At 64.2% G+C, this 22,650-nt stretch carries 19 protein-coding genes; 15 read left to right on the forward strand and 4 right to left on the reverse strand.

Annotation, left to right across the window (positions count from 1 at the left end):
• Positions 1–2 precede the first annotated feature (2 nt).
• The 9 genes from murD to lpxC all read left to right on the forward strand — a co-directional run bounded on the left by murD (position 3) and on the right by lpxC (position 10,445).
• A complete protein-coding gene (murD, locus tag CAG22_RS13485; RefSeq protein ID WP_039613069.1) occupies positions 3–1,349 on the forward strand; it encodes a UDP-N-acetylmuramoyl-L-alanine--D-glutamate ligase in 1,347 nt (448 codons plus the stop codon).
• Positions 1,346–2,560 (forward strand): putative lipid II flippase FtsW, encoded by a 1,215-nt coding sequence (ftsW, locus tag CAG22_RS13490; protein WP_085705600.1) that lies wholly within the window; start codon positions 1,346–1,348, stop codon positions 2,558–2,560. Before murD ends, ftsW begins: the two co-directional genes overlap by 4 nt.
• Positions 2,550–3,629 (forward strand): undecaprenyldiphospho-muramoylpentapeptide beta-N-acetylglucosaminyltransferase, encoded by a 1,080-nt coding sequence (murG, locus tag CAG22_RS13495; RefSeq protein ID WP_085592134.1) that lies wholly within the window; start codon positions 2,550–2,552, stop codon positions 3,627–3,629. Before ftsW ends, murG begins: the two co-directional genes overlap by 11 nt.
• Positions 3,622–5,070: a UDP-N-acetylmuramate--L-alanine ligase gene (murC, locus tag CAG22_RS13500; RefSeq protein WP_013974110.1), complete on the forward strand. Its 1,449-nt coding sequence runs from the start codon at positions 3,622–3,624 to the stop codon at positions 5,068–5,070. The genes murG and murC overlap by 8 nt, the downstream gene beginning before the upstream one ends.
• Positions 5,067–6,023 carry a D-alanine--D-alanine ligase gene (locus tag CAG22_RS13505; protein WP_015271707.1) on the forward strand — a complete coding sequence of 319 codons (957 nt, stop codon included), beginning with the start codon at positions 5,067–5,069 and terminating at the stop codon, positions 6,021–6,023. The genes murC and CAG22_RS13505 overlap by 4 nt, the downstream gene beginning before the upstream one ends.
• A gap of 5 nt (positions 6,024–6,028) precedes the next feature.
• Entirely contained in the window at positions 6,029–6,898 is an 870-nt protein-coding gene (locus CAG22_RS13510) for a cell division protein FtsQ/DivIB (protein ID WP_025340544.1), read from the forward strand.
• Between the two features lie 14 nt (positions 6,899–6,912).
• The gene (ftsA, locus tag CAG22_RS13515; protein ID WP_015271706.1) at positions 6,913–8,169 is read left to right on the forward strand and encodes a cell division protein FtsA; all 1,257 of its coding nucleotides are present in this window, start codon (positions 6,913–6,915) and stop codon (positions 8,167–8,169) included.
• Between the two features lie 55 nt (positions 8,170–8,224).
• Positions 8,225–9,421, forward strand: coding sequence for a cell division protein FtsZ (gene ftsZ, locus CAG22_RS13520; RefSeq protein WP_003251871.1), 1,197 nt, complete (start codon positions 8,225–8,227; stop codon positions 9,419–9,421).
• 112 nt (positions 9,422–9,533) lie between these two features.
• The gene (gene lpxC, locus CAG22_RS13525) at positions 9,534–10,445 is read left to right on the forward strand and encodes a UDP-3-O-acyl-N-acetylglucosamine deacetylase (protein WP_003260771.1); all 912 of its coding nucleotides are present in this window, start codon (positions 9,534–9,536) and stop codon (positions 10,443–10,445) included.
• Between the two features lie 190 nt (positions 10,446–10,635).
• Here lpxC and CAG22_RS13530 read toward each other — a convergent pair whose 3' ends face one another.
• Positions 10,636–11,091, reverse strand: a complete 456-nt coding sequence (locus CAG22_RS13530; protein WP_085592128.1) for a DUF721 domain-containing protein — start codon at positions 11,089–11,091, stop codon at positions 10,636–10,638.
• Positions 11,092–11,483: 392 nt separating this feature from the next.
• Between CAG22_RS13530 and secA the strand changes: the two genes are divergently transcribed.
• The 4 genes from secA to CAG22_RS13555 all read left to right on the forward strand — a co-directional run bounded on the left by secA (position 11,484) and on the right by CAG22_RS13555 (position 17,327).
• On the forward strand, positions 11,484–14,219 hold the full coding sequence (secA, locus tag CAG22_RS13540) for a preprotein translocase subunit SecA (RefSeq protein ID WP_075046258.1): 2,736 nt from the start codon (positions 11,484–11,486) through the stop codon (positions 14,217–14,219).
• A 173-nt stretch (positions 14,220–14,392) separates the two neighbouring features.
• Entirely contained in the window at positions 14,393–15,610 is a 1,218-nt protein-coding gene (gene argJ / locus CAG22_RS13545; protein WP_023662147.1) for a bifunctional glutamate N-acetyltransferase/amino-acid acetyltransferase ArgJ, read from the forward strand.
• Between the two features lie 143 nt (positions 15,611–15,753).
• Positions 15,754–16,386, forward strand: a complete 633-nt coding sequence (locus CAG22_RS13550) for a glutathione S-transferase family protein (RefSeq protein WP_025340541.1) — start codon at positions 15,754–15,756, stop codon at positions 16,384–16,386.
• Entirely contained in the window at positions 16,383–17,327 is a 945-nt protein-coding gene (locus CAG22_RS13555; RefSeq protein WP_085692176.1) for a Nudix family hydrolase, read from the forward strand. The genes CAG22_RS13550 and CAG22_RS13555 overlap by 4 nt, the downstream gene beginning before the upstream one ends.
• 125 nt (positions 17,328–17,452) lie before the next feature.
• Here CAG22_RS13555 and CAG22_RS13560 read toward each other — a convergent pair whose 3' ends face one another.
• The 3 genes from CAG22_RS13560 to CAG22_RS13570 are packed head-to-tail and all read right to left on the reverse strand — an operon-like array spanning position 17,453 to position 21,007.
• Positions 17,453–18,019 carry a cob(I)yrinic acid a,c-diamide adenosyltransferase gene (locus CAG22_RS13560; protein ID WP_085592121.1) on the reverse strand — a complete coding sequence of 189 codons (567 nt, stop codon included), beginning with the start codon at positions 18,017–18,019 and terminating at the stop codon, positions 17,453–17,455.
• A 1-nt stretch (position 18,020) separates the two neighbouring features.
• The gene (locus tag CAG22_RS13565) at positions 18,021–20,051 is read right to left on the reverse strand and encodes an ATP-binding protein (protein ID WP_085705601.1); all 2,031 of its coding nucleotides are present in this window, start codon (positions 20,049–20,051) and stop codon (positions 18,021–18,023) included.
• A gap of 38 nt (positions 20,052–20,089) precedes the next feature.
• Positions 20,090–21,007, reverse strand: coding sequence for a putative 2-dehydropantoate 2-reductase (locus CAG22_RS13570; protein ID WP_085692174.1), 918 nt, complete (start codon positions 21,005–21,007; stop codon positions 20,090–20,092).
• A gap of 100 nt (positions 21,008–21,107) precedes the next feature.
• Here CAG22_RS13570 and CAG22_RS13575 point away from each other — a divergent pair, with 100 nt between their 5' ends.
• On the forward strand, positions 21,108–21,593 hold the full coding sequence (locus CAG22_RS13575; protein ID WP_016713577.1) for a YajQ family cyclic di-GMP-binding protein: 486 nt from the start codon (positions 21,108–21,110) through the stop codon (positions 21,591–21,593).
• A 114-nt stretch (positions 21,594–21,707) separates the two neighbouring features.
• On the forward strand, positions 21,708–22,550 hold the full coding sequence (locus CAG22_RS13580) for a mechanosensitive ion channel family protein (protein ID WP_084785263.1): 843 nt from the start codon (positions 21,708–21,710) through the stop codon (positions 22,548–22,550).
• The last annotated feature ends 100 nt before the right edge of the window (positions 22,551–22,650 follow it).

The following is a 22,650-nucleotide window of genomic DNA, read 5'->3' on the forward strand; positions in this document are numbered from 1 at the left end:
GCGTGTCCCTGATCGCTTCCGACCAATTCCGCATCGTTGTCGGCCTCGGCAAGAGCGGCATGTCCCTGGTTCGCTTCCTGGCGAGCCGGGGCATTGCCTTTGCGGTCGCCGACACCCGCGAGCAACCGCCGGAACTGGACACCCTGCGCCGTGATTACCCGCAGGTGGAAGTGCGCTGTGGTGAACTGGACGTGGACTTCCTGTGCCGCGCCAACGAGCTGTACGTCAGCCCCGGCCTGGCCCTGGCCACCCCGGCCCTGCAGCAGGCGGCCGCGCGTGGCGTGAAGCTGTCCGGTGACATCGAACTGTTCGCCCGCCACGCCAAGGCTCCGATCATTGCCATCAGCGGCTCCAACGCCAAGAGCACCGTCACCACCCTGGTTGGCGAAATGGCCGCCAAGGCGGGCAAGCGCGTGGCGGTGGGCGGCAACCTCGGTACCCCGGCGCTGGACCTGCTGGCCGATGACGTCGAGCTGTACGTGCTGGAACTGTCCAGCTTCCAGCTGGAAACCACCGACCAGCTCAACGCCGAAGTGGCCACCGTGCTGAACATCAGCGAAGACCACATGGACCGCTACAGCGGCCTGCCGGCCTACCACCTGGCCAAGCACCGGATCTTCCGTGGTGCCCGCCAGGTCGTGGTCAACCGCCAGGACGCCCTGAGCCGGCCGCTGCCGGTGGAAGGCCGCCCATGCTGGACCTTCGGCCTCAACCAGCCGGACTTCAAGGCCTTCGGCCTGCGCGAAGTGGACGGCGAGAAATACCTGGCGTTCGAGTTCCAGGCGCTGATGCCGGCGCGTGAGCTGAAGATTCGTGGCGCCCACAACCAGAGCAACGCCCTGGCGGCACTGGCCCTGGGGCATGCTGCCGGCCTGCCGTTCGAACCGATGCTCGAGGCACTGCGCGAGTTCGGCGGCCTGGCCCACCGTTGCCAGTGGGTGCGCGAGCGTAACGGCGTTAACTGGTACGACGATTCCAAGGCCACCAACGTTGGTGCTGCCCTGGCCGCCATCGAAGGCCTGGGTGCCGACATCGAAGGCAAGCTGGTGCTGATCGCCGGTGGCGATGGCAAGGGCGCCGACTTCGCCGCGCTGCGCGAGCCGGTCAAGCGCTTCTGCCGTGCCGTGGTACTGCTTGGCCGTGATGCCGAGCGCCTGGCCGAAGCCCTGGGCGATGGCGTGCAACTGGTCCGCGTGAAGACCCTCGACGACGCCGTGCAGCAATGCGCCGAACTGGCCCAGGCGGGTGATGCCGTGCTGCTGTCGCCGGCGTGCGCCAGCCTCGACATGTTCAAGAACTTCGAAGAACGCGGGCGCCTGTTCGCCCAGGCAGCGGGAGGCCTTGCATGATCTTCGGCATCCTCAAGCCCTATCCGTCGCCGCTGATCAGCGGCCGTGGCATCGACCTGGACTTCGCGATGCTTGCCGGCTGCCTGGCATTGCTGGGCCTGGGCCTGGTGATGATCACCTCGGCGTCCTCGGAAGTGGCTGCGGTGCAGTCGGGCAACCCGCTTTACCACATGTTCCGCCACCTGGTGTACGTGTTCCTCGGCCTGGTCGCCTGTGGCGCCACCATGCTGGTACCGATCGCCACCTGGCAGCGCATGGGCTTCATGATGCTGCTGGGTGCCTTCGGCCTGCTGGTACTGGTGCTGGTGCCGGGTATCGGCCGCGAAGTGAACGGCTCCATGCGCTGGATCGGCTTCAGCTTCTTCAACGTGCAGCCTTCGGAAATTGCCAAGGTGTTCGTGGTCGTCTACCTGGCCGGCTACCTGGTGCGCCGGCAGACCGAGGTACGCGAAACCTGGATGGGCTTCTTCAAGCCGTTCATCGTGCTGCTGCCCATGGCTGCCCTGCTGCTGATGGAGCCGGACTTCGGTGCCACCGTGGTGATGATGGGCGCGGCGGCGGCCATGCTGTTCCTCGGCGGGGTGGGGCTGTTCCGCTTCAGCCTGATGGTGGTGTTGGCGGTGGTCGCGGTGTTCGTCCTGGTACAGGCGCAGCCTTACCGGATGGCGCGCCTGATTACCTTTACCGACCCGTGGTCCGACCAGTTCGGCTCGGGCTACCAGCTGACCCAGGCGCTGATTGCCTTCGGCCGTGGCGAGTGGCTGGGCGTTGGCCTGGGCAACAGCGTGCAGAAGCAGTTCTACCTGCCTGAAGCGCACACCGACTTCGTGTTCTCGGTACTGGCCGAAGAACTCGGGGTGGTCGGCTCGCTGCTGACTATCGCGCTGTTCGTATTCGTGACTGTGCGTGCCCTGTATATCGGCCTGTGGGCAGAAAAAGCCAGGCAGTTCTTTGCCGCTTATGTTGCCTTCGGCCTGGCCTTCCTGTGGATCGGCCAGTTCCTGATCAACATCGGTGTGAACGTCGGCCTGCTGCCGACCAAGGGCCTGACCCTGCCGTTCCTCAGCTACGGGGGCAGTTCGCTGGTGATCTGCTGTGCCTGTGTGGGCCTGTTGCTGCGTATCGAGTGGGAAAGCCGCACGCACCTGGGCAGTGAGGAGCACGAATTCAGCGAAAGCGATTTTGCCGAGGAGACCAATCATGGCCGCTGACGGCAAGAACGTACTGATCATGGCGGGCGGCACCGGGGGCCACGTGTTCCCGGCCCTGGCCTGCGCCCGTGAATTCCAGGCGCGCGGCTACAGCGTGCACTGGCTGGGCACCCCGCGCGGTATCGAGAATGAACTGGTGCCCCAGGCCGGCCTGCCGCTGCACCTGATCCAGGTCAGTGGCCTGCGCGGCAAGAGCAAGCTGTCGTTGCTCAAGGCACCGTTCACCCTGGTCAAGGCCGTGTTGCAGGCGCGGCGTATCGTGCGTGAGCTCAAGCCGGTATGCGTGGTCGGCTTCGGTGGTTATGTGACTGGCCCCGGCGGCGTGGCCGCACGCCTGTGCGGCGTACCGCTGGTGATCCACGAGCAGAACGCCCGCGCCGGTACCACCAACCGCTTGCTGCTGCCGTTGGCTGCGCGTGTGTGCGAAGCCTTCCCGGCCACCTTCGCCGCCAGCGACAAACTGCGCACCACCGGCAACCCGGTGCGCCCGGAACTGTTCATGGACGCCCTGCGCGCGCCCCTGGCCGAGCGCCGTGCGCGCCTGCTGGTGATGGGCGGCAGCCTGGGTTCGGAACCATTGAACAAATTGTTGCCTAAGGCCCTGTCCGAAGTGCCCGCCGCGCTGCGGCCAGAGGTATTCCACCAGGCCGGCAAGCAACACGCGCCGGCCACCGCCGAGCGTTATCACGAGGCGGGCGTCGAGGCTCAGGTAGAGCCCTTCATCAAGGACATGGCCCAAGCCTATGGCTGGGCCGACATTGTGGTGTGCCGGGCCGGCGCCCTGACCGTCAGCGAGCTGGCGGCAGCGGGCCTGCCTTCGATGCTGGTGCCATTGCCCCACGCGATCGACGACCACCAGACCCACAACGCCCAATATCTGGCCCGGGAAGGCGCTGCCTTCCTGATGCCACAAGCGACAACTGGCGCAGCGCAGCTCGCTGAACGCCTGAACGAGGTGCTGATGCAACCCGAGAAACTCAACGTCATGGCAGGCACCGCACGGCGCCTGGCCAAACCTGCCGCAACCAGCACCGTGGTCGATATCTGCCTGGAGGTGGCCCATGGTTGAGAGCCAGAAAGCCATGCCTCAGCCGAAGATGGGCCGTATCCGCCGTATCCACTTCGTCGGTATCGGCGGCGTGGGCATGTGCGGCATTGCCGAAGTGTTGCTGAACCTGGGCTATGAAGTGTCCGGTTCCGACCTGAAGGCCTCCCCGGTCACCGAGCGCCTGGAATCGTTCGGCGCCGAGATCTTCGTCGGCCACCGCGCCGAGAACGCCGCCACCGCCGATGTGCTGGTGGTGTCCAGCGCCATCAACCCGGCCAACCCGGAAGTCGCAACCGCCCTCGAGCGGCGCATTCCGGTGGTGCCGCGTGCCGAGATGCTCGCCGAGCTGATGCGCTATCGCCATGGCGTGGCCGTTGCCGGCACCCACGGCAAGACCACCACTACCAGCCTGCTGGCCTCGGTGTTCGCCGCTGGCGGCCTGGACCCGACCTTCGTCATCGGTGGCCGCCTGACCGCGGCCGGCACCAATGCCCAGTTGGGTACCAGCCGCTACCTGATTGCCGAAGCGGACGAGAGCGATGCCAGCTTCCTGCACCTGCAACCGATGGTAGCCGTGGTCACAAACATCGACGCCGACCACATGGCGACCTACGAAGGTGACTTCAACAAACTGAAGAAAACCTTCGTCGAGTTCCTGCACAACCTGCCGTTCTATGGCCTGGCCGTGATGTGCCTGGACGACCCGGTAGTGCGCGAGATCCTGCCACAGGTCAAGCGCCCGACCGTGACCTATGGCTTCAGCGACGAGGCCGACATCCGCGCCATCAACGTGCGCCAGATGGGCATGCAGACCCACTTCACCGTGCTGCGCCGCGACCGCGAGCCGCTGGAGGTGTCGGTGAACATGCCCGGCAACCACAACGTGCTCAATGCCTTGGCCACCATCGCCATCGCCACCGACGAAGGCATCACCGACGAAGCCATCGTCCAGGGCCTGTCCGGCTTCCAGGGCGTCGGCCGCCGCTTCCAGGTGTACGGCGAACTGCCGGTCGAAGGCGGCAGCGTGATGCTGGTCGACGATTACGGCCACCACCCGACCGAAGTGGCTGCGGTTATCCAGGCCGTGCGCGGCGGTTGGCCAAGCCGTCGCCTGGTGATCGTCTACCAGCCGCACCGCTACAGCCGTACCCGCGACCTGTACGACGATTTCGTCCAGGTGCTGGGCGATGCCAACGTGCTGCTGCTGATGGAGGTCTACCCGGCCGGCGAAGAGCCGATCCCCGGCGCCGACAGCCGCCAGCTGTGCCACAGCATCCGCCAGCGCGGCAAGCTGGACCCGATCTACATCGAGCGTGGCGTCGACCTGGCGCCGCTGGTCAAGCCACTGCTGCGCGCTGGCGACATCCTGATCTGCCAGGGTGCCGGTGATGTCGGCGGCCTGGCCCCTCAATTGATGAAAAGCCCGCTGTTCGCTGGCGCCAAGCAGGAGAAGTCGAAATGACCAGCGCCTACGACAAACTGCACTCGACCCTGGACGTCAAGGCGTTCGGCCGCGTCGCGGTGCTGTACGGCGGCAAGAGCGCCGAGCGCGAAGTGTCGCTCAAGTCCGGCGCCGCAGTGATCGACGCGCTGACCACCGCCGGTGTCGACGTGGTCGCCATCGACGTGGGTGACGACCTGCTCGACCGCCTGCAAAGCGAGAAGATCGATCGCGCCTTCATCATCCTCCACGGTCGTGGCGGTGAAGACGGCAGCATGCAAGGCCTGCTCGAGTGCCTGGGCATCCCCTACACCGGCAGTGGCATCCTTGCCTCGGCACTGGCCATGGACAAGCTGCGCACCAAGCAGGTGTGGCAGAGCCTGGGCATTCCGACCCCGCGCCACGCGGTGCTGGCGAGCGAAAGCGATTGTTTGCAGGCCAGTACGGAACTGGGCTTCCCGCTTATCGTCAAACCCGCCCATGAAGGTTCCAGCATCGGCATGGCCAAGGTGAACAGCGCCCAGGAACTGGTCGCCGCCTGGCAGGATGCCGCCCGATACGATTCCCAGGTACTGGTGGAGCAGTGGATCCACGGGCCGGAGTTCACCGTCGCGGTACTGCGCGGCCAGGTGCTGCCGCCGATCGCCCTGGGTACGCCGCACGTGTTCTACGACTACGACGCCAAGTACATCGCCAACGATACCCAGTACCGCATTCCGTGCGGCCTGGACAGCGTCAAGGAACAGGAACTGATCGACCTGACCGCGCGCGCCTGCGATGCCATCGGCATCGAAGGCTGGGGGCGGCTGGACGTGATGCAGGACGAGCAGGGCCGGTTCTGGCTGCTCGAAGTCAACACCGCACCCGGCATGACCGACCATAGCCTGGTGCCCATGGCGGCCCGCGCGGCCGGCCTGGACTTCCAGCAACTGGTGCTGGCGATCCTGGCCGAAAGCGTGGCGACGCGAGGTTAACAACCATGCAAGGCGCGATGATACGTCAGCAGCAACCCGTTACCGGCCGTAGCAAGCCGGTGCCGCGTGGTGCCAGCCGGCTGGTGGCCGACGAGCCCGTATCGGCGCGCCTGCCGCGGCCAAGCCTGGGTGGTCTCAAGCGCCTGCTGTGGCCGGTGCTGCTGGTGGCGGCCGGGTTTGGCGCCTACGAGGGCGCCATTCGGCTGATGCCGTACGCCGACCGGCCGATCACCAAGATCGACGTGCAGGGCGACCTCAGCTACATCAGCCAGCAGTCGGTACAGCAGCGTATCGCGCCCTACGTGGCAGCGAGCTTCTTCAGTGTCGACCTGCCGGCGATGCGCGCAGAGCTCGAGCAGATGCCGTGGATCGCCCACGCCGAAGTGCGCCGGGTGTGGCCCGACGAGGTGGTGATCCGCCTGGAAGAACAGTTGCCGGTGGCGCGCTGGGGTGACGAAGCCTTGCTCAACAACCAGGGCCAGGCCTTCACCCCGCGCGAACTGGCCAACTACGAGCACCTGCCGCAGCTGGCCGGGCCGCAGCGTGCTCAGCAACAAGTGATGCAGCAGTATCAGGTATTGAGCCAGATGCTGCGCCCCCTGGGCTTTTCCATCGCTCGCCTGGAGCTGCGCGAGCGAGGCAGCTGGTTCCTGACCACGGGCGCGAGCAGCGCCGGGCCGGGCATCGAGCTGCTGCTGGGGCGCGACCATCTGGTGGAGAAGATGCGCCGTTTCATTGCCATTTACGACAAGACACTCAAAGACCAGATCAGCACTATCGCCCGCATTGATCTGCGTTACTCCAACGGACTTGCCGTTGGTTGGCGGGAACCGATTGCACCGACGACGGCCCAACCCGCCGTTGCGAAGAATTAGAGAGAGGCAGGACCATGGCAAACGCGCATAGCGGCAAAATGATCGTCGGGCTGGACATCGGCACCTCCAAGGTGGTGGCGCTGGTGGGTGAAGTGGGCGAGGACGGCACCCTGGAAATCGTCGGGATCGGTACCCATCCGTCCCGCGGCCTGAAAAAAGGCGTGGTGGTGAACATCGAGTCCACCGTGCAGTCGATCCAGCGCGCCGTGGAAGAAGCGCAGCTGATGGCCGGCTGCCGCATCCACTCGGCCTTCGTCGGCGTGGCCGGCAATCACATCCGCAGCCTGAACTCCCACGGCATCGTCGCCATCCGCGACCGCGAGGTCAGCCTGGCCGACCTGGAGCGCGTACTCGACGCCGCCCAGGCCGTTGCCATCCCGGCTGACCAGCGCGTGCTGCACACCCTGCCGCAGGACTACGTGATCGACAACCAGGAAGGCGTGCGCGAGCCGCTGGGCATGTCTGGCGTACGTCTGGAAGCCAAGGTCCACGTGGTCACATGCGCGGTCAACGCGGCGCAGAACATCGAAAAATGCGTACGCCGCTGCGGCCTGGAAATCGACGACATCATCCTCGAGCAGCTGGCCTCGGCCTACTCGGTGCTGACCGACGATGAAAAAGAGCTGGGCGTGTGCCTGGTGGACATCGGTGGTGGCACCACCGACATCGCCATCTTCACCGAGGGCGCGATCCGTCACACCGCGGTGATCCCGATTGCCGGCGACCAGGTGACCAACGACATCGCCATGGCCCTGCGTACCCCGACCCAGTACGCCGAAGAAATCAAGATCCGCTACGCCTGCGCCCTGGCCAAACTGGCTGGCGCTGGCGAGACCATCAAGGTGCCAAGCGTGGGTGATCGCCCACCGCGCGAGCTGTCGCGCCAGGCCCTGGCCGAGGTGGTGGAGCCACGTTACGACGAGCTCTTCACCCTGATCCAGGCCGAACTGCGCCGCAGCGGCTACGAGGACCTGGTGCCGGCCGGCATCGTCCTCACCGGTGGCACCGCCAAGATGGAAGGCGCCGTGGAACTGGCCGAGGAAATCTTCCACATGCCGGTACGCCTGGGCGTGCCGCACAGCGTTCGGGGGCTCAGCGACGTGGTTCGCAACCCGATCTATTCCACCGGCGTGGGCTTGCTCACCTACGGCCTGCAGAAGCAGACCGAAGACCTGCCCCTGACCGGTAACAGCAGCAACAACAGCTATGGCGATGAACCGAAGGCTCCAGTGCTTGAACGCTTCAAGCGCTGGGTCCAGGGCAATTTCTAAGTTTCAAAGCAGTAGTGGTAGGCGCGACAACTAGAGAACTGTAAGGAGAGGGAAAATGTTCGAGCTCGTAGACAACGTCCCGCAAAGCCCGGTCATCAAAGTGATCGGTGTTGGCGGTGGTGGCGGCAACGCCGTCAACCACATGGTCAAGAGCAGCATCGAAGGCGTGGAATTCATCTGCGCCAACACCGATGCTCAGGCGCTGAAGAACATCGGCGCGCGCACCATCCTGCAATTGGGCACTGGCGTGACCAAGGGCCTGGGTGCCGGTGCCAATCCGGAAGTCGGCCGCCAGGCCGCGCTGGAAGACCGTGAGCGCATCGCTGAAGTGCTGCAGGGCACCAACATGGTGTTCATCACCACTGGCATGGGCGGCGGTACCGGTACCGGTGCAGCGCCGATCATCGCCGAAGTGGCCAAGGAAATGGGCATTCTCACCGTTGCCGTGGTGACCCGTCCGTTCCCGTTCGAAGGCCGCAAGCGCATGCAGATCGCCGATGAAGGCATCCGCATGCTGGCCGAAAGCGTCGACTCGTTGATCACCATCCCCAACGAGAAGCTGCTGACCATCCTGGGCAAGGATGCCAGCCTGCTGTCCGCCTTCGCCAAGGCCGACGACGTACTGGCCGGTGCCGTGCGCGGTATCTCCGATATCATCAAGCGCCCGGGCATGATCAACGTCGACTTCGCCGACGTGCGTACCGTGATGGGTGAAATGGGCATGGCCATGATGGGTACTGGCTGCGCCAGCGGCCCGAACCGTGCGCGTGAAGCCACCGAGGCAGCGATCCGCAACCCGCTGCTGGAAGACGTCAACCTGCAGGGCGCCCGCGGCATCCTGGTGAACATCACCGCAGGCCCTGACCTGTCGCTGGGCGAGTACTCCGACGTGGGTAGCATCATCGAAGCCTTCGCCTCCGACCACGCCATGGTCAAGGTCGGCACCGTGATCGACCCGGACATGCGTGACGAGCTGCACGTGACCGTAGTGGCCACCGGCCTGGGCGCGCGCATCGAGAAGCCTGTGAAGGTGGTCGACAACACCCTGCAGACTGCCCAGCAGGCATATGAGGCTTCCAACCCGGCTCCGGTTCGCCAGGAGCAGCCTGCGGTCAACTACCGTGACCTGGAGCGCCCGACCGTAATGCGCAACCAGGCCCATGCAGGTGCTGCTGCAGCCGCTAAACTGAACCCTCAGGATGACCTGGACTACCTCGATATCCCGGCATTCCTGCGTCGTCAGGCTGATTAATGGAATTTATCAGGGCTATAAAGGTGATTGGTATTCATCAAAGGTTGGGTCTGTTATCATCCCCAGCCTTTGTTGATACCTGTTCGCAATTTGCGCTGAAGCGGCCAATGCCATGATTAAACAACGCACCCTGAAGAATACCATCCGTGCCACAGGTGTCGGTCTGCACTCCGGGGAGAAGGTTTACCTGACCCTCAAGCCTGCACCTGTTGACACCGGCATCGTCTTCCGCCGCGCCGACCTCGACCCTGTGGTCGAAATCCCGGCGCGCGCGGCCAACGTCGGCGAGACAACTATGTCGACGACGCTGGTCAACGGTGACGTCAAGGTCGATACGGTCGAGCACCTGCTCTCCGCCATGGCGGGCCTGGGCATCGATAACGCCTACGTCGAGCTCTCCGCCTCGGAAGTGCCGATCATGGATGGCAGCGCCGGACCCTTTGTATTTCTGATTCAGTCTGCCGGCCTGGAAGAACAGGACGCAGCCAAGAAGTTCATCCGCATCCTGCGTGAGGTAACCGTGGAAGAGGGCGACAAGCGCGCCACTTTCCTGCCTTTCGACGGTTTCAAGGTGAGCTTCGAGATCGACTTCGATCATCCGGTCCTCAAGGGCCAGACCCAGAGTGCGGTCGTCGACTTCTCCAGCACCTCGTTCGTGAAGGAAGTCAGTCGCGCCCGTACCTTCGGTTTCATGCGTGACATCGAGTACCTGCGCAAGCACAACCTTGCGCTGGGTGGCAGTGTCGAGAACGCCATCGTGGTCGACGAGACCGGTGTGCTCAACGAAGACGGCCTTCGTTCCGATGACGAATTCGTCAAGCACAAGATCCTCGACGCCATTGGCGACCTTTACCTGCTGGGCAACAGCCTGATCGGCGAGTTCAAGGGCTACAAGTCCGGCCACGCGCTGAACAACCAGCTGTTGCGCAAGCTGATTGCCGAAACCGATGCCTGGGAAGTGGTCACCTTCGAAGATGCCAGCACGGCACCGATCTCGTACATGCGCCCTGTTGCGGCCGTGTAAGTTCGAACACTCTCTAGTTCATTAAGGCCACCTTCGGGTGGCCTTTTTTATGGCTGACGCATTTTGCCCGGCAGGTCCGGCCATTCGCGGGCACGCCCGCTCCCACAGGTCCTGCGCCGCTCCAGAGGCAGTGGGCACCCTGTGGGAGCGGGCGTGCCCGCGAATGGACTGCGCAGCAGTCCCGAAGGTGTCAGCGCTTGTCCTGGGCGTGAGCTGCCAGCCTTTCCAGTGCTGCGCGCAGCTTGGGGTCAGTGATGCCCTCGGCGGTATCGCGCAGGCTCTCGGCTGCGTTATTGGACAGTTCTGCAGCATGGCCACCACGCTTGGCTGGCACCAGCGGGGGCTGGACCTTGTACTGGATGCGCCTGAGGTTGGCGAACGCCTCCATGGCCTGTAATGCCGACATCAGGCGTTTCTGCTGATAGCGCAGGCGGGTTGCCCAGTGGCCGTCGGTTACCACCAGCAACAATGTGCCATCGCGCCACGACGCCACATGGCAGTGCTCGCGGGCGGCTGGTTGCAGCTGGCTTTCCAGCAGGCGCTGCAGGTGCTCCAGGCGTTCGGCCTGGTTCAGCAGCAGGCGCAGCGGGCGGACCTGGCGGAGCAGGGCCGAGGGCGGCTGGGCGGGGGAGGGTTTGTAGGCCATGGGTATGTGCATGAGGTTACAAGATCGGCAGTTTAACACCTCTTGTAGCCTGCACCGGCCTCTTCGCGGGCTTGCCCGCTCCCACAGGTATTTCGCAACACTTGAGACCTGTGGTGATCCTGTGGGAGCGGGCAAGCCCGCGAAGAGGCCCGTGCAGGCAACCAAGGACAAGACTCATTCTCGATACGTTTCATCTTCCCGAACCTTGAACTCAGGGAAAATGCCCCTATCTAAAACAAGCCCCCGCCAAAACGCTGTACAAGCATCGTGGAAATCCACCACTTTCCTCACCATCGTTTCCGGGTAGAATGCTCGTTCGCATGCGGCCTCAGGGCTGCACGGGCGACTCATGGGGCCGCCCTCCATCCCTACGTGTGGAAGATCCTGCCGATATGTTTGCGCCTTTGTTAAAGAAACTTTTTGGAAGCAAGAACGAGCGTGAAGTCAAACGCATGCTCAAGACGGTGAACATCGTCAATGCTCTCGAAGAGAAGATGGTGGCCCTCTCCGACGAGCAACTGCGGGGCAAGACCGCAGAGTTCAAGGAGCGCCTGGCCAAAGGCGAGACACTGGACCAGTTGCTGCCTGAAGCCTTCGCCGTGGCCCGTGAGGCCGGCAAGCGCGTGATGGGCATGCGCCACTTCGACGTGCAGCTGATCGGTGGCATGACCCTGCACGAGGGCATGATCGCAGAAATGCGTACCGGTGAAGGCAAGACCTTGGTCGGTACCCTGGCCGTGTACCTCAACGCATTGTCTGGCAAGGGCGTGCACGTGGTCACCGTCAACGACTACCTGGCCCGCCGCGACGCCAACTGGATGCGCCCGCTGTACGAGTTCCTCGGCCTGTCGGTCGGCATCGTCTCGGCCTTCCAGCCGCCGGAAGAAAAGCGCGCCGCCTACGCGTCCGACATCACCTACGGCACCAACAACGAATTCGGTTTCGACTACCTGCGCGACAACATGGCGTTCAGCCAGGACGAGAAGTTCCAGCGTGAACTGAACTTCGCCGTGATCGACGAAGTCGACTCCATCCTCATCGACGAAGCGCGTACCCCGCTGATCATCTCCGGTCAGGCCGAGGACAGCTCCAAGCTGTACATCGAGATCAACCGTCTGATCCCGCGCCTTACCCAGCACATCGAAGAGGTCGAGGGCCAGGTCACCCAGGAAGGCCACTTCACCATCGACGAGAAGAGCCGTCAGGTCGAGCTGAACGAAGCCGGTCACCAGTTCATCGAAGAGATGCTCACCCAGTCCGGCCTGCTGGCCGAGGGCGAGAGCCTGTACTCGGCGCATAACCTGAGCCTGCTGACCCACGTCTACGCCGGCCTGCGCGCGCACAAGCTGTTCCACCGCAACATCGAATACATCGTCCAGGACGGCCAGGTCCTGCTGATCGACGAGCACACCGGCCGTACCATGCCGGGCCGTCGTCTGTCCGAAGGCCTGCACCAGGCCATCGAAGCCAAAGAGAACCTGAACATCCAGGCCGAGAGCCAGACCCTGGCTTCGACCACCTTCCAGAACTACTTCCGCCTCTACACCAAGCTGTCCGGCATGACCGGTACCGCCGACACCGAAGCGTTCGAGTTCCAGTCGATCTACGGGCTCAACGTGATGGTCATTCCGCCGAACAAGCCGTTGGCGCGTAAAGACTTCAATGACCTGGTGTACCTGACCGCCGACGAGAAATACGCCGCGATCATCGCCGACATCAAGGAAAGCATGAAGCAGGGCCGCCCGGTGCTGGTGGGTACTGCGACCATCGAAACCTCCGAGCACATGTCCAACCTCCTGAAGAAGGAAGGTATCGACCACAAGGTGCTCAACGCCAAGTACCACGAGAAGGAAGCCGAGATCATCGCGCAAGCAGGTGCGCCAGGTGCCCTTACCATCGCCACCAACATGGCCGGCCGTGGTACCGACATCCTGCTGGGCGGTAACTGGGAAGCCGAAGTGGCTGCCCTGGAAAACCCGACCGCCGAGCAGATCGCCCAGATCAAGGCCGACTGGCAGAAGCGTCACCAGCAGGTGATCGAGACGGGTGGCCTGCACGTGATCGCTTCCGAGCGCCACGAATCGCGCCGTATCGACAACCAGCTGCGTGGCCGTTCCGGCCGTCAGGGCGACCCGGGCTCCAGCCGCTTCTACCTGTCGCTGGAAGACAGCCTGATGCGTATCTTCGCCTCTGACCGGGTGAAGAACTTCATGAAGGCGCTGGGCATGCAGTCCGGCGAGGCCATCGAGCACCGCATGGTCACCAACGCCATCGAGAAGGCCCAGCGCAAGGTCGAAGGCCGCAACTTCGACATCCGCAAGCAGTTGCTGGAATACGACGACGTGGCCAACGAGCAGCGCAAGGTGATCTACCACATGCGCAACAGCCTGCTGGCCGCCGAGAACATTGGCGACACCATCGTCGAATTCCGCAAGGAAGTACTGGACGCTACCATCAGCCAGCACATTCCGCCGCAGTCGCTGCCAGAGCAGTGGGATGTGGCCGGTCTGGAAGCTTCGCTTGCCAGCGATTTCGCCATGAAGCTGCCGATCCAGCAGTGGCTCGACGAGGACGATCACCTCTACGAAGAGACCCTGCGCGAGAAGCTGCTGAACGAAATCACCACCGCGTACACCGAGAAGGAAGACCAGGCCGGTATCGAAGCCCTGCGTACCTTCGAGAAGCAGATCCTGCTGCGCGTGCTGGATGACCTGTGGAAAGACCACCTGTCGACCATGGACCACCTGCGTCACGGTATCCACCTGCGTGGTTATGCGCAGAAGAACCCGAAGCAGGAGTACAAGCGCGAATCCTTCAGCCTGTTCCAGGAGCTGCTCGAGTCGATCAAGCGCGACACCATCCGTGTGCTGTCGCACGTTCAGGTACGCCGCGAAGACCCGGTCGAAGAGGAAGCCCGCCTGCGCCGCGAGGCCGAGGAACTGGCCAGCCGCATGCAGTTCCAGCATGCCGCTGCCCCGGGCCTGGAAAGCGAGCAACTGAACGAGGAGGGCGCCGAAGTGGCCGTCGCCTCGGCACCGGTGCGCAACGAGCAGAAGCTGGGCCGCAACGAGCCGTGCTGGTGTGGTTCGGGCAAGAAGTTCAAGCATTGCCACGGGCAGATCGAGTGATCTGACCTGAATTGGGGCCGCGGTGCGGCCCTATCGCGACACAAGGCCGCTCCCACAGGGATAGCGCACAGCCGCAACGCTGCGCCGTCCTATGTGGGAGCGGCCTTGTGTCGCGATGGGGCGCGAAGCGGCCCCGTTTTTCGATATCAACCGTATTTTCTAGGAGCGCTCTAATGGCTGTTGGTCTTGGTCCTTTGCCCACCCTGCACCCGGTTCCGGGTTTTGAACTCGGCATCGCTTCTGCCGGCATCAAGCGCCCGGGGCGCAAGGATGTGGTGGTCATGCGCTGCGCCGAAGGCTCCAGCGTGGCTGGCGTGTTCACCCTCAACGCCTTCTGCGCAGCGCCGGTGATCCTGTCCAAGCAGCGTGTGCAGGGCACCGTGCGCTACCTGCTGACCAACACCGGTAACGCCAACGCCGGCACCGGCGCGCCAGGCCTGGCCGCCGCCGAGCGCACCTGCGCCAAGCTGGCCGAACTGGCTGGCGTACCGGCCGAGTCGGTACTGCCGTTCTCCACCGGCGTAATCGGCGAGCCGCTGCCGGTCGAGAAGATCGAAGGCGCGCTGCAGGCCGCCCTCGACAACCTGTCGGAAAACCACTGGGCCGAAGCCGCCACCGGCATCATGACCACCGACACCCTGCCCAAGGGTGCCAGCCGCCAGTTCCAGCACGATGGCGTGACCGTTACCGTCACCGGCATCAGCAAGGGTGCAGGCATGATTCGTCCGAACATGGCTACCATGCTCGGCTACATCGCCACCGACGCCAAGGTTGCCCCGGCGGTACTCAAGGACCTGATGCTGGACGGCGCCAACAAGTCGTTCAACCGCATCACCATCGATGGCGACACCTCGACCAACGACTGCTGCATGCTGATCGCCACCGGCAAGGCCAACCTGCCGGAAGTCACCGAAGCCAGCGGCGCATTGTTCGAAGCGCTGAAGAAGGCGGTGTTCGAAGTGTGCATGGAAGTGGCCCAGGCCATCGTCCGTGACGGCGAAGGCGCCACCAAGTTCGTTACCGTGCAGGTCAACGGCGGTGGCAACCACCAGGAGTGCCTGGACGTCGGCTACGCCGTGGCCCACTCGCCACTGATCAAGACCGCGCTGTTCGCTTCCGACCCCAACTGGGGCCGTATCCTCGCCGCCGTTGGCCGTGCCGGCGTACCGGAGCTGGATGTGAGCCTGATCGATGTGTACCTGGACAGCGTGTGCATTGCCAGCAAAGGCGGCCGCAGCCCGAGCTACACCGAAGACCAGGGCGCCAAGGTAATGGCCCAGGAAGAGATCACCATCCGCATCGAGTTGGGCCGTGGCCAGTGCAGCGAAACCATCTGGACCACCGACCTGTCCCACGAGTACGTGAAGATCAACGCCGAGTACCGTACCTGATGTAATTGGGGCCGCGTTGCGGCCCATCGCGACACAAGGCCGCTCCCACAAGGACCTGCGTACACCGCCCCATGTGGGAGCGGCCTTGTGTCGCGAAAGGGCTGCAAAGCAGCCCCAAAATTCCCAAACGATGGAGCCGAACCATGAGCTATCACCTGATCATCGGCGACAAGCTGTATTCCTCCTGGTCGCTGCGTGGCGCCCTGGCCCTCGAGCTGGCTGGCGTGCCTTACGAAGAAACACTGATCAAACTCAACCAGCCTGACACCCGTCAGCGCATCCTCGCCTTCTCTGCCACCGGCAAGGTACCGCTGCTCAAGACCGAGCACGGTGTCATCGCCGACTCGCTGGCCATTGCCGAATACCTCAACGAACGCCACCCCGACGCCCAGCTGTGGCCTGCCGACGTGGCGGCTCGGGCCCAGGCCCGTTCGGCCTGCGCGCAGATGCACAGCGGCTTCTTCGCCCTGCGCGGTGCCATGCCGTTCGACCTGTCGCGCGACCAGGCGCTGGACAGCGTGCCGCTGGAGGTTCAAATCGATATCGACCGTATCGTTGCACTGTGGTCCGAATGCCGCCTGGTGGCCAAGGACAGCGGCCCGTTCCTGTTCGGCAAGCCAAGCCTGGCCGATGCCTTCTTCGCCCCGGTGGCCGTACGCCTGCGCACCTACCGCGTGGAAGTGCCTGCGGAGGCGGCGGCCTATATCGAAACCATTTACCATTGGCCGGCCTTCCAGGCCTGGCAGCAGGCTGGCCTGGCGGAGCGTGAAGGGTGAAACGGATTCATGTTGTAGCCGCTGTCATTCGTGGTACTGACGGCCGCATTCTGATCGCACGGCGTGCCGATACCCAGCACCAGGGCGGCCTGTGGGAATTCCCGGGCGGCAAGGTGGAAGAGGGTGAGGGCGTCGAGGCGGCGCTGGCCCGCGAGCTGCGCGAGGAGCTGGGCATCGAGGTAAGCCGTTCGCGTGCGCTGATCAAGGTCAGCCACGACTACCCGGACAAGCAGGTGCTGCTGGACGTGCGCGAGGTCGAGGCGTTCACCGGCGAGCCGCATGGCGCCGAGGGCCAGCCGCTGGAATGGGTTGCCCCACGTGATTTGCCCCAGTACGAATTCCCCGAGGCCAATAAACCGATCGTTGCAGCCGCGCGCCTGCCGGACCAGTACCTGATCACCCCCGATGGCCTGGAAGTGCCGCAGATGCTCAAGGGCATCCAGAAGGCGGTGGCCAGCGGCATTCGCCTGATCCAGTTGCGTGCCCCGGACATGTACGACCCCAAGTACCGCGATGTGGCGGTGGATGCGGTCGGCCTGTGCGCGGGCAAGGCGCAGTTGATGCTCAAGGGGCCGCTGGAGTGGCTGGGTGACTTCCCAGCCGCGGGTTGGCACCTGACGGCTGCACAACTGCGCAAGTATGCCGCCAACGGCCGGCCGTTCCCCAAGGAGCGCTGGCTGGCGGCGTCCTGCCACAGTGCCGAAGAGCTGGCGCTGGCGGAGCAGATGGGCGTGGACTTCGTCACCTTGTCGCCGGTGCAGGCAACCCTGACACACCCTGAGGCGGTGCTGCTGGGGTGGGACGAGGCACAGCGGTTGATTGCCGGGTTCAACAAGCCGGTCTACCTGCTGGGTGGGGTAGGCCCGGGTGAGCGCGAGCAGGCCTGGGAAGCGGGGGCACAGGGTGTGGCCGGGATCCGGGCGTTCTGGCCTGAGATCTGAGTCGCCTGTAATTGGGGCCGCTTTGCGGCCCATCGCCGGCAAGCCAGCTCCCACAGAGGCAGCACAGACCGGGCTCTGTGGGAGCTGGCTTGCCGGCGATGGGCTGCGCAGCAGCCCCAAAAATATCAGCCCAGCGGCTTTTCAGCAGGTTGCCACAAAACCTCAGCCACCCCCTGCCGCCGCCCAATGATCCGCGCCGCCACGAACAGCAGATCCGAAAGCCGGTTGATATACGCCAACCCAACCCCCGCCAACGGCTCCAGCGCATTCAGCTGCTGGCACCGCCGCTCCGCACTGCGCGCCAGGCTCCGGCACACATGCGCCTGTGCCACCAGCGCCGAGCCACTGGGCAAGATGAAGTTCTTCAACGGCCCCAGCTCTTCATTCCACACATCGATCGCTGCTTCCAGGCGTTCCACTTCCGCCAGGTTCAACGCCTGATAACTGGGCATCGCCAGCTCACCGCCCAAGTCGAACAGGCGGTGCTGACACGGCGCCAACACTGCGCTCACCTCATCCAACCCTTGTTCGGCCAGCCCCGCCAGCAGCAAACCCAGCTGGCTGTTCAGGCTGTCCACCTCGCCAATCGCCTCGATCCGTGGGTGGTCCTTGGGCACCCGACGCCCGTCGCCCAGGCCGGTTTCGCCTTTGTCGCCGGTGCGGGTGTAGATCTTCGACAGGCGGTAACCCATGTCATTTCTCCGTTTTGGCCGGCGCCACCGCTGCCGGCTGGCCGAGGGGCAGGCGCAGGGTGAAGCAGGTACCCTGGCCGGGCGTGGATTGCACTTCCATCTGCCCCTTGTGGTTGTTGGTGATGATGAAGTACGAGACCGACAGGCCCAGCCCGGTGCCCTGGCCGATTTCCTTGGTGGTGAAGAACGGCTCGAAGGTGCGTTTGCGCACCCCCTCGGGCATGCCGACGCCGTTGTCCTCGACCTGGATTTCCGCCCATGGCGGGCTCAAGCGGGTGCGCAGGGTGATGCGCCCGGGCTCGCTCGGCTGCGGCCGCTGGTGGATGGCCTGGGCGGCGTTTTTCAGCAGGTTGAGCAGCACCTGCTCCAATTCGTTGGCGGTGCACGGCACCTGCCCCAGTTCGGGGTCGAACTGGCGCACGATGGCCTGGCCCTTGAAGTCGAAGCCGATGGCCAGGTCGAAGTCGTTGCCGGCAATCTCCACCGCCTGATCGATCAGCGCCGGCAGGTCGCACGGCGCCAACTGGCGGTTGCTGCGGCGGCTGAAACTGAGCATGTGGGTGACGATCTTCGCCGCACGCGCTCCGGCCTGCTGGATGCCGTCGAGCAATAGCGGCACTTCGCGACTCTCCAGGTAACGGTTGACCGTGGGCAGGTCGATGCCCAGTTCCTCGGCCTGCTCCTGGTTGCGCGGCAACTCGGGTGACAGGCGCCGGCGGATGTTCTGCACGTTATGCAGGATCGCGCCTAGCGGGTTGTTGATCTCGTGGGCCATGCCGGCGGCCAGGCCACCGACCGAAAGCATCTTCTCCGATTGCACCATCATTTCCTCAAGCGACAGGCGCTGGGTGATGTCGTCGATACGGATGACCACGCCACGGCCGCCGCCACCGGTCAGCGGGTAGAAGGTCAGGGCGTAGTGGCGCAGGTCGTCGCCTTTGGGCCAGGTGACCCGCTCGATCTTCGCCACCCGATGCTTTTCCACGGTTTCCTTCAGCTGTGGCAGGAACGGTTTGAGCGGTTCGAAGGCGATGAAGATCGGCTGGTTCAGCGCTTCGTCCAGTGGCGTGCCGGAAAGCACCGTGGCTTCGTGATTCCACTGGGTCACGTAGAGCTGTTCGTCGAGGGCGATCAGCGCCGAAGGCATCGAGTCGATGATGCTGTTGAGGTAATTCTGGAAGCCGGTGAGTTTCTTCTCGATCTTGCTGCGCACCTGGACTTCCAGCTCCAGCTTGCGGTTGGTATGGCGGGTTTCCTCGGCCAGGCCCTGGGCCTGGTCATAGGCCTCCTGGAACTCGTCGCGGGTGCGCTTGAGCTGCTGTTCGCGGGCCTCGATGCGCGAAAGCATGGTGTTGAACGCTTCGGCCAGGCTGCCGATTTCGTCGTCGTTGCCGCGATGCGCACGCAGGGCATAGCTTTCTTCGCGGGTGACCTGGCGGCTGAGCTCTTCGAGCTGGTTGATCGGCTGGGTGATCAGGCGTTTGATCTGCCGGGCGATGACGATCCACAGCAGGATGCTGAACACCAGGATACCCAGGCTGGCGCTGAGGGTGCCGGTGTAGAAAGCCGTGGGCAGTTCGCTGCTGGCCACCAGCAGCAGATGCGCGGGCGGGTTGGCGTCACGTGGCATGCGGATCAGCTGGGTGCTGCGAAACTCCATCAGGCGCCAGCCGTCGATGTCGCGAAAACGCCTGGGCAACGCCAGCGGCTCGCCGTGCTGCAGTTGCGCCAGTATGCGGCCATCGCCACCGTAGACGGCGGCGGCGCGCAGCGGCGTGTAGCTGTCCAGTTCCTTGAGCAGGGCGCTGGCGGTGTCCGGGCTGTCGCTGGCGCGGGCTGCCAGTTGCGGGTTGGCCACCAGCCGGCCGATGGTGTGCAGCGCCTGTGGCGCCATGCTTTCCTGGGTGATCCAGTAGGCGGCGCTGATGAAGGTGAGGTTGGCCACCAGCAGGATGGTCACCAGCAACACCAGCAGGGCCGCCAGCAGCTTCTGCCCGACCGGGAGGTTTTCCAGGCGTTGGCGCAAGGTCATGGGCTAGGCAATGTCCATATCCGGTTGAAAGGGTCGCGTCAGTCGCAGGGCAAACCACGCACGCGCAGGTTATCGACCAGGTGCTGCAGCAGGCGTTCCAGCTGTGGCAGCTGCAAGCCATGACGGCCAGCGGCGCGGCAGGCGTGGCCAAGCAGGTAGTGCACCTCGGTGCGCCGGCCAGCGCGTACATCCTGGTACATGGAAGAGTAGTTGGCTGCGGTGGCAAGGATCACCCGCTGTACTTCTTCGTTCAGCCCGTCTGCCGCTTCTGGCTGGCCACAACGGCGCAGCAGCTGGGCCAGCTCGACGCACAGGGCGTCCACTTCGCCCAGGTGCCCTAGCAGCCCGCCGTTCTGGCAGTCGTGCAGCACGGTCAGCGGGTTGATGGCGCAATTGAGCGCCAGCTTGCGCCACAGGCGGGTGAGGATATCCACCGTCCATTCGGCGGGTATGCCGGCCTCGTGCAGGTCATCGAACCAGGTCGGGATCGTCGGGTTGCGTGGGTCGCCCAGCCAGTTGAAGCCGTGGCCGGCAAAGCGTACCTGCCAGTCACCCTCGCGGAACGCCCCTTCGGTACTGGAGGCGAAGATGCAGCGCGCGTGGGGCACCAGGTCGGCGACTTCGTCCTGGCTGCCCAGACCGTTCTGCAGCAGCACCACCTCGGCGCCCTCGGCCAGGCGCGCTGCCACGCCGGCAATGGCCGGGGCAGCGTCGTAGGCCTTGCAGGCCACCAGCAGACGGTGGATCGGGCCGTGTGCCTGCGCGGTTTCGGCGGGGATGGCGTAGTGGCGGGGCTGGTCCTGTTCGACCAAGGTAAGGCCGCCGGCCTGCTGGTAGGCCTGCAGCCGTTGCCCGTCGCGCAGGATCAGGCGTACTGCCTTGCCCGCGCGCGCCAGGCGGCAAGCCCACAGGCTGCCCAGGCTACCGGCGCCGAGAATATGCCAGGTGCTGCTCATATGCGTTTCGCAACCCGTTATAATGAGCCCGCATTTTAACCGTCAAACCCAGCGCGCTCCATCTTCAGCCTGAGCGCGCTTTTATTTTGGGAGAACAACCATGCCTTCGTTCGACGTGGTATCGGAACTGGACAAGCACGAAGTGCAGAACGCGGTCGACAACGCCATCAAGGACCTGGACCGCCGCTACGACCTCAAGGGCAAGGGTACCTTCGAGTTCAAGGACAAAGAGCAGACCGTGATGCTCACCGCCGAGGAAGAGTTCCAGCTCGAAGCGATGCTGGAAATCCTGCGCCTGGCGCTGGTCAAGCGCAAGATCGACGTGAAGTGCCTGGAAACCAAGGACCCGTACGCCTCGGGCAAGGAAAAGAAACAGGAAGCCAAGTTCCGCGAAGGCATCGACAAGGACCTGGCGAAGAAGATCGTCGCCACCATCAAGGATGGCAAGCTGAAAGTGCAGGCCGCCATCCAGGGCGAACAGGTACGCGTTACCGGTAAAAAGCGTGACGACCTGCAGGAAGCCATTGCCCTGCTGCGTACCAAGGAATTCGACATGCCGTTGCAGTTCAACAACTTCCGCGACTGATGTGGGCACCACCCGGAACCCCGATGGCGAAATGATGTCCATGGGGGCCGGGGCTGCGCAATCGCGCGCGGCCTGTTCTACCGTGTACTTGCCGCTCGGCATCAGGAGATGAATATGGATTTGAACGCTGAAGTCGATCAGCTGGTCCGCCAATCCCAGACCTGGATTCCCTTGATCATGGAATACGGCAGCCGTGTGCTGCTGGCGCTGCTGACCCTGGCGGTCGGCTGGTGGATCATCAACAAGGTCAGCGCCCGCCTGGGCAGGCTGGTTGGCCTGCGCAACGCCGACCTGGCGCTGCAGGGCTTCATCAGCACCCTGTCGAATATCGTGCTGAAAGTGCTGCTGTTCGTCAGCGTGGCATCGATGATCGGTATCGAGACCACCTCGTTCGTTGCCGCCATCGGTGCCGCGGGCCTGGCCATCGGCCTGGCTTTGCAGGGCAGCCTGGCGAACTTCGCCGGCGGTGTGCTGATCCTGATGTTCCGCCCGTTCCGCATCGGTGACTGGATCGAGGCGCAAGGCGTGGCTGGCACCGTCGACAGCATCCAGATCTTCCACACCGTGCTGCGCACCGGTGACAACAAGACTGTGATCATGCCCAACGGCAGCCTGTCCAACGGCATCATCACCAACACCAACCGCCAGCCGACGCGCAAGGTGGTGTTCGATGTGGGCGTGGACTACGAGGCCGACCTGCAGAAGGCCCGCAACGTGCTGTTGGAGCTGGCGCAGGACCCGCGTGTACTGCCCGACCCGGCGCCGCAGGCGGTGGTCGCGACCCTGGGCGACAGCTCGATCACCGTGTCGTTGCGCTTGTGGACCAAGACTGCCGATTACTGGGATGTGATGTTCATGCTCAACGAGCATGCGCGCGACCGATTGAAGGCTGAAGGGATCGACATTCCGTTCCCGCAGCGGGTGATTCGCGTGGTGCAGGAGACTGCAGCGCAGTAATACCGCGTTGAAGCCGGGGCCGCTTCGCGCCCCATCGCCGGCAAGCCAGCTCCCACAGGGTTATCACAGTCTTCAGGCCTGTGTCGTACCTGTGGGAGCC

The organism is Pseudomonas sp. B8(2017), from assembly GCF_002113575.1.
GTDB lineage: Bacteria > Pseudomonadota > Gammaproteobacteria > Pseudomonadales > Pseudomonadaceae > Aquipseudomonas > Aquipseudomonas putida_Z.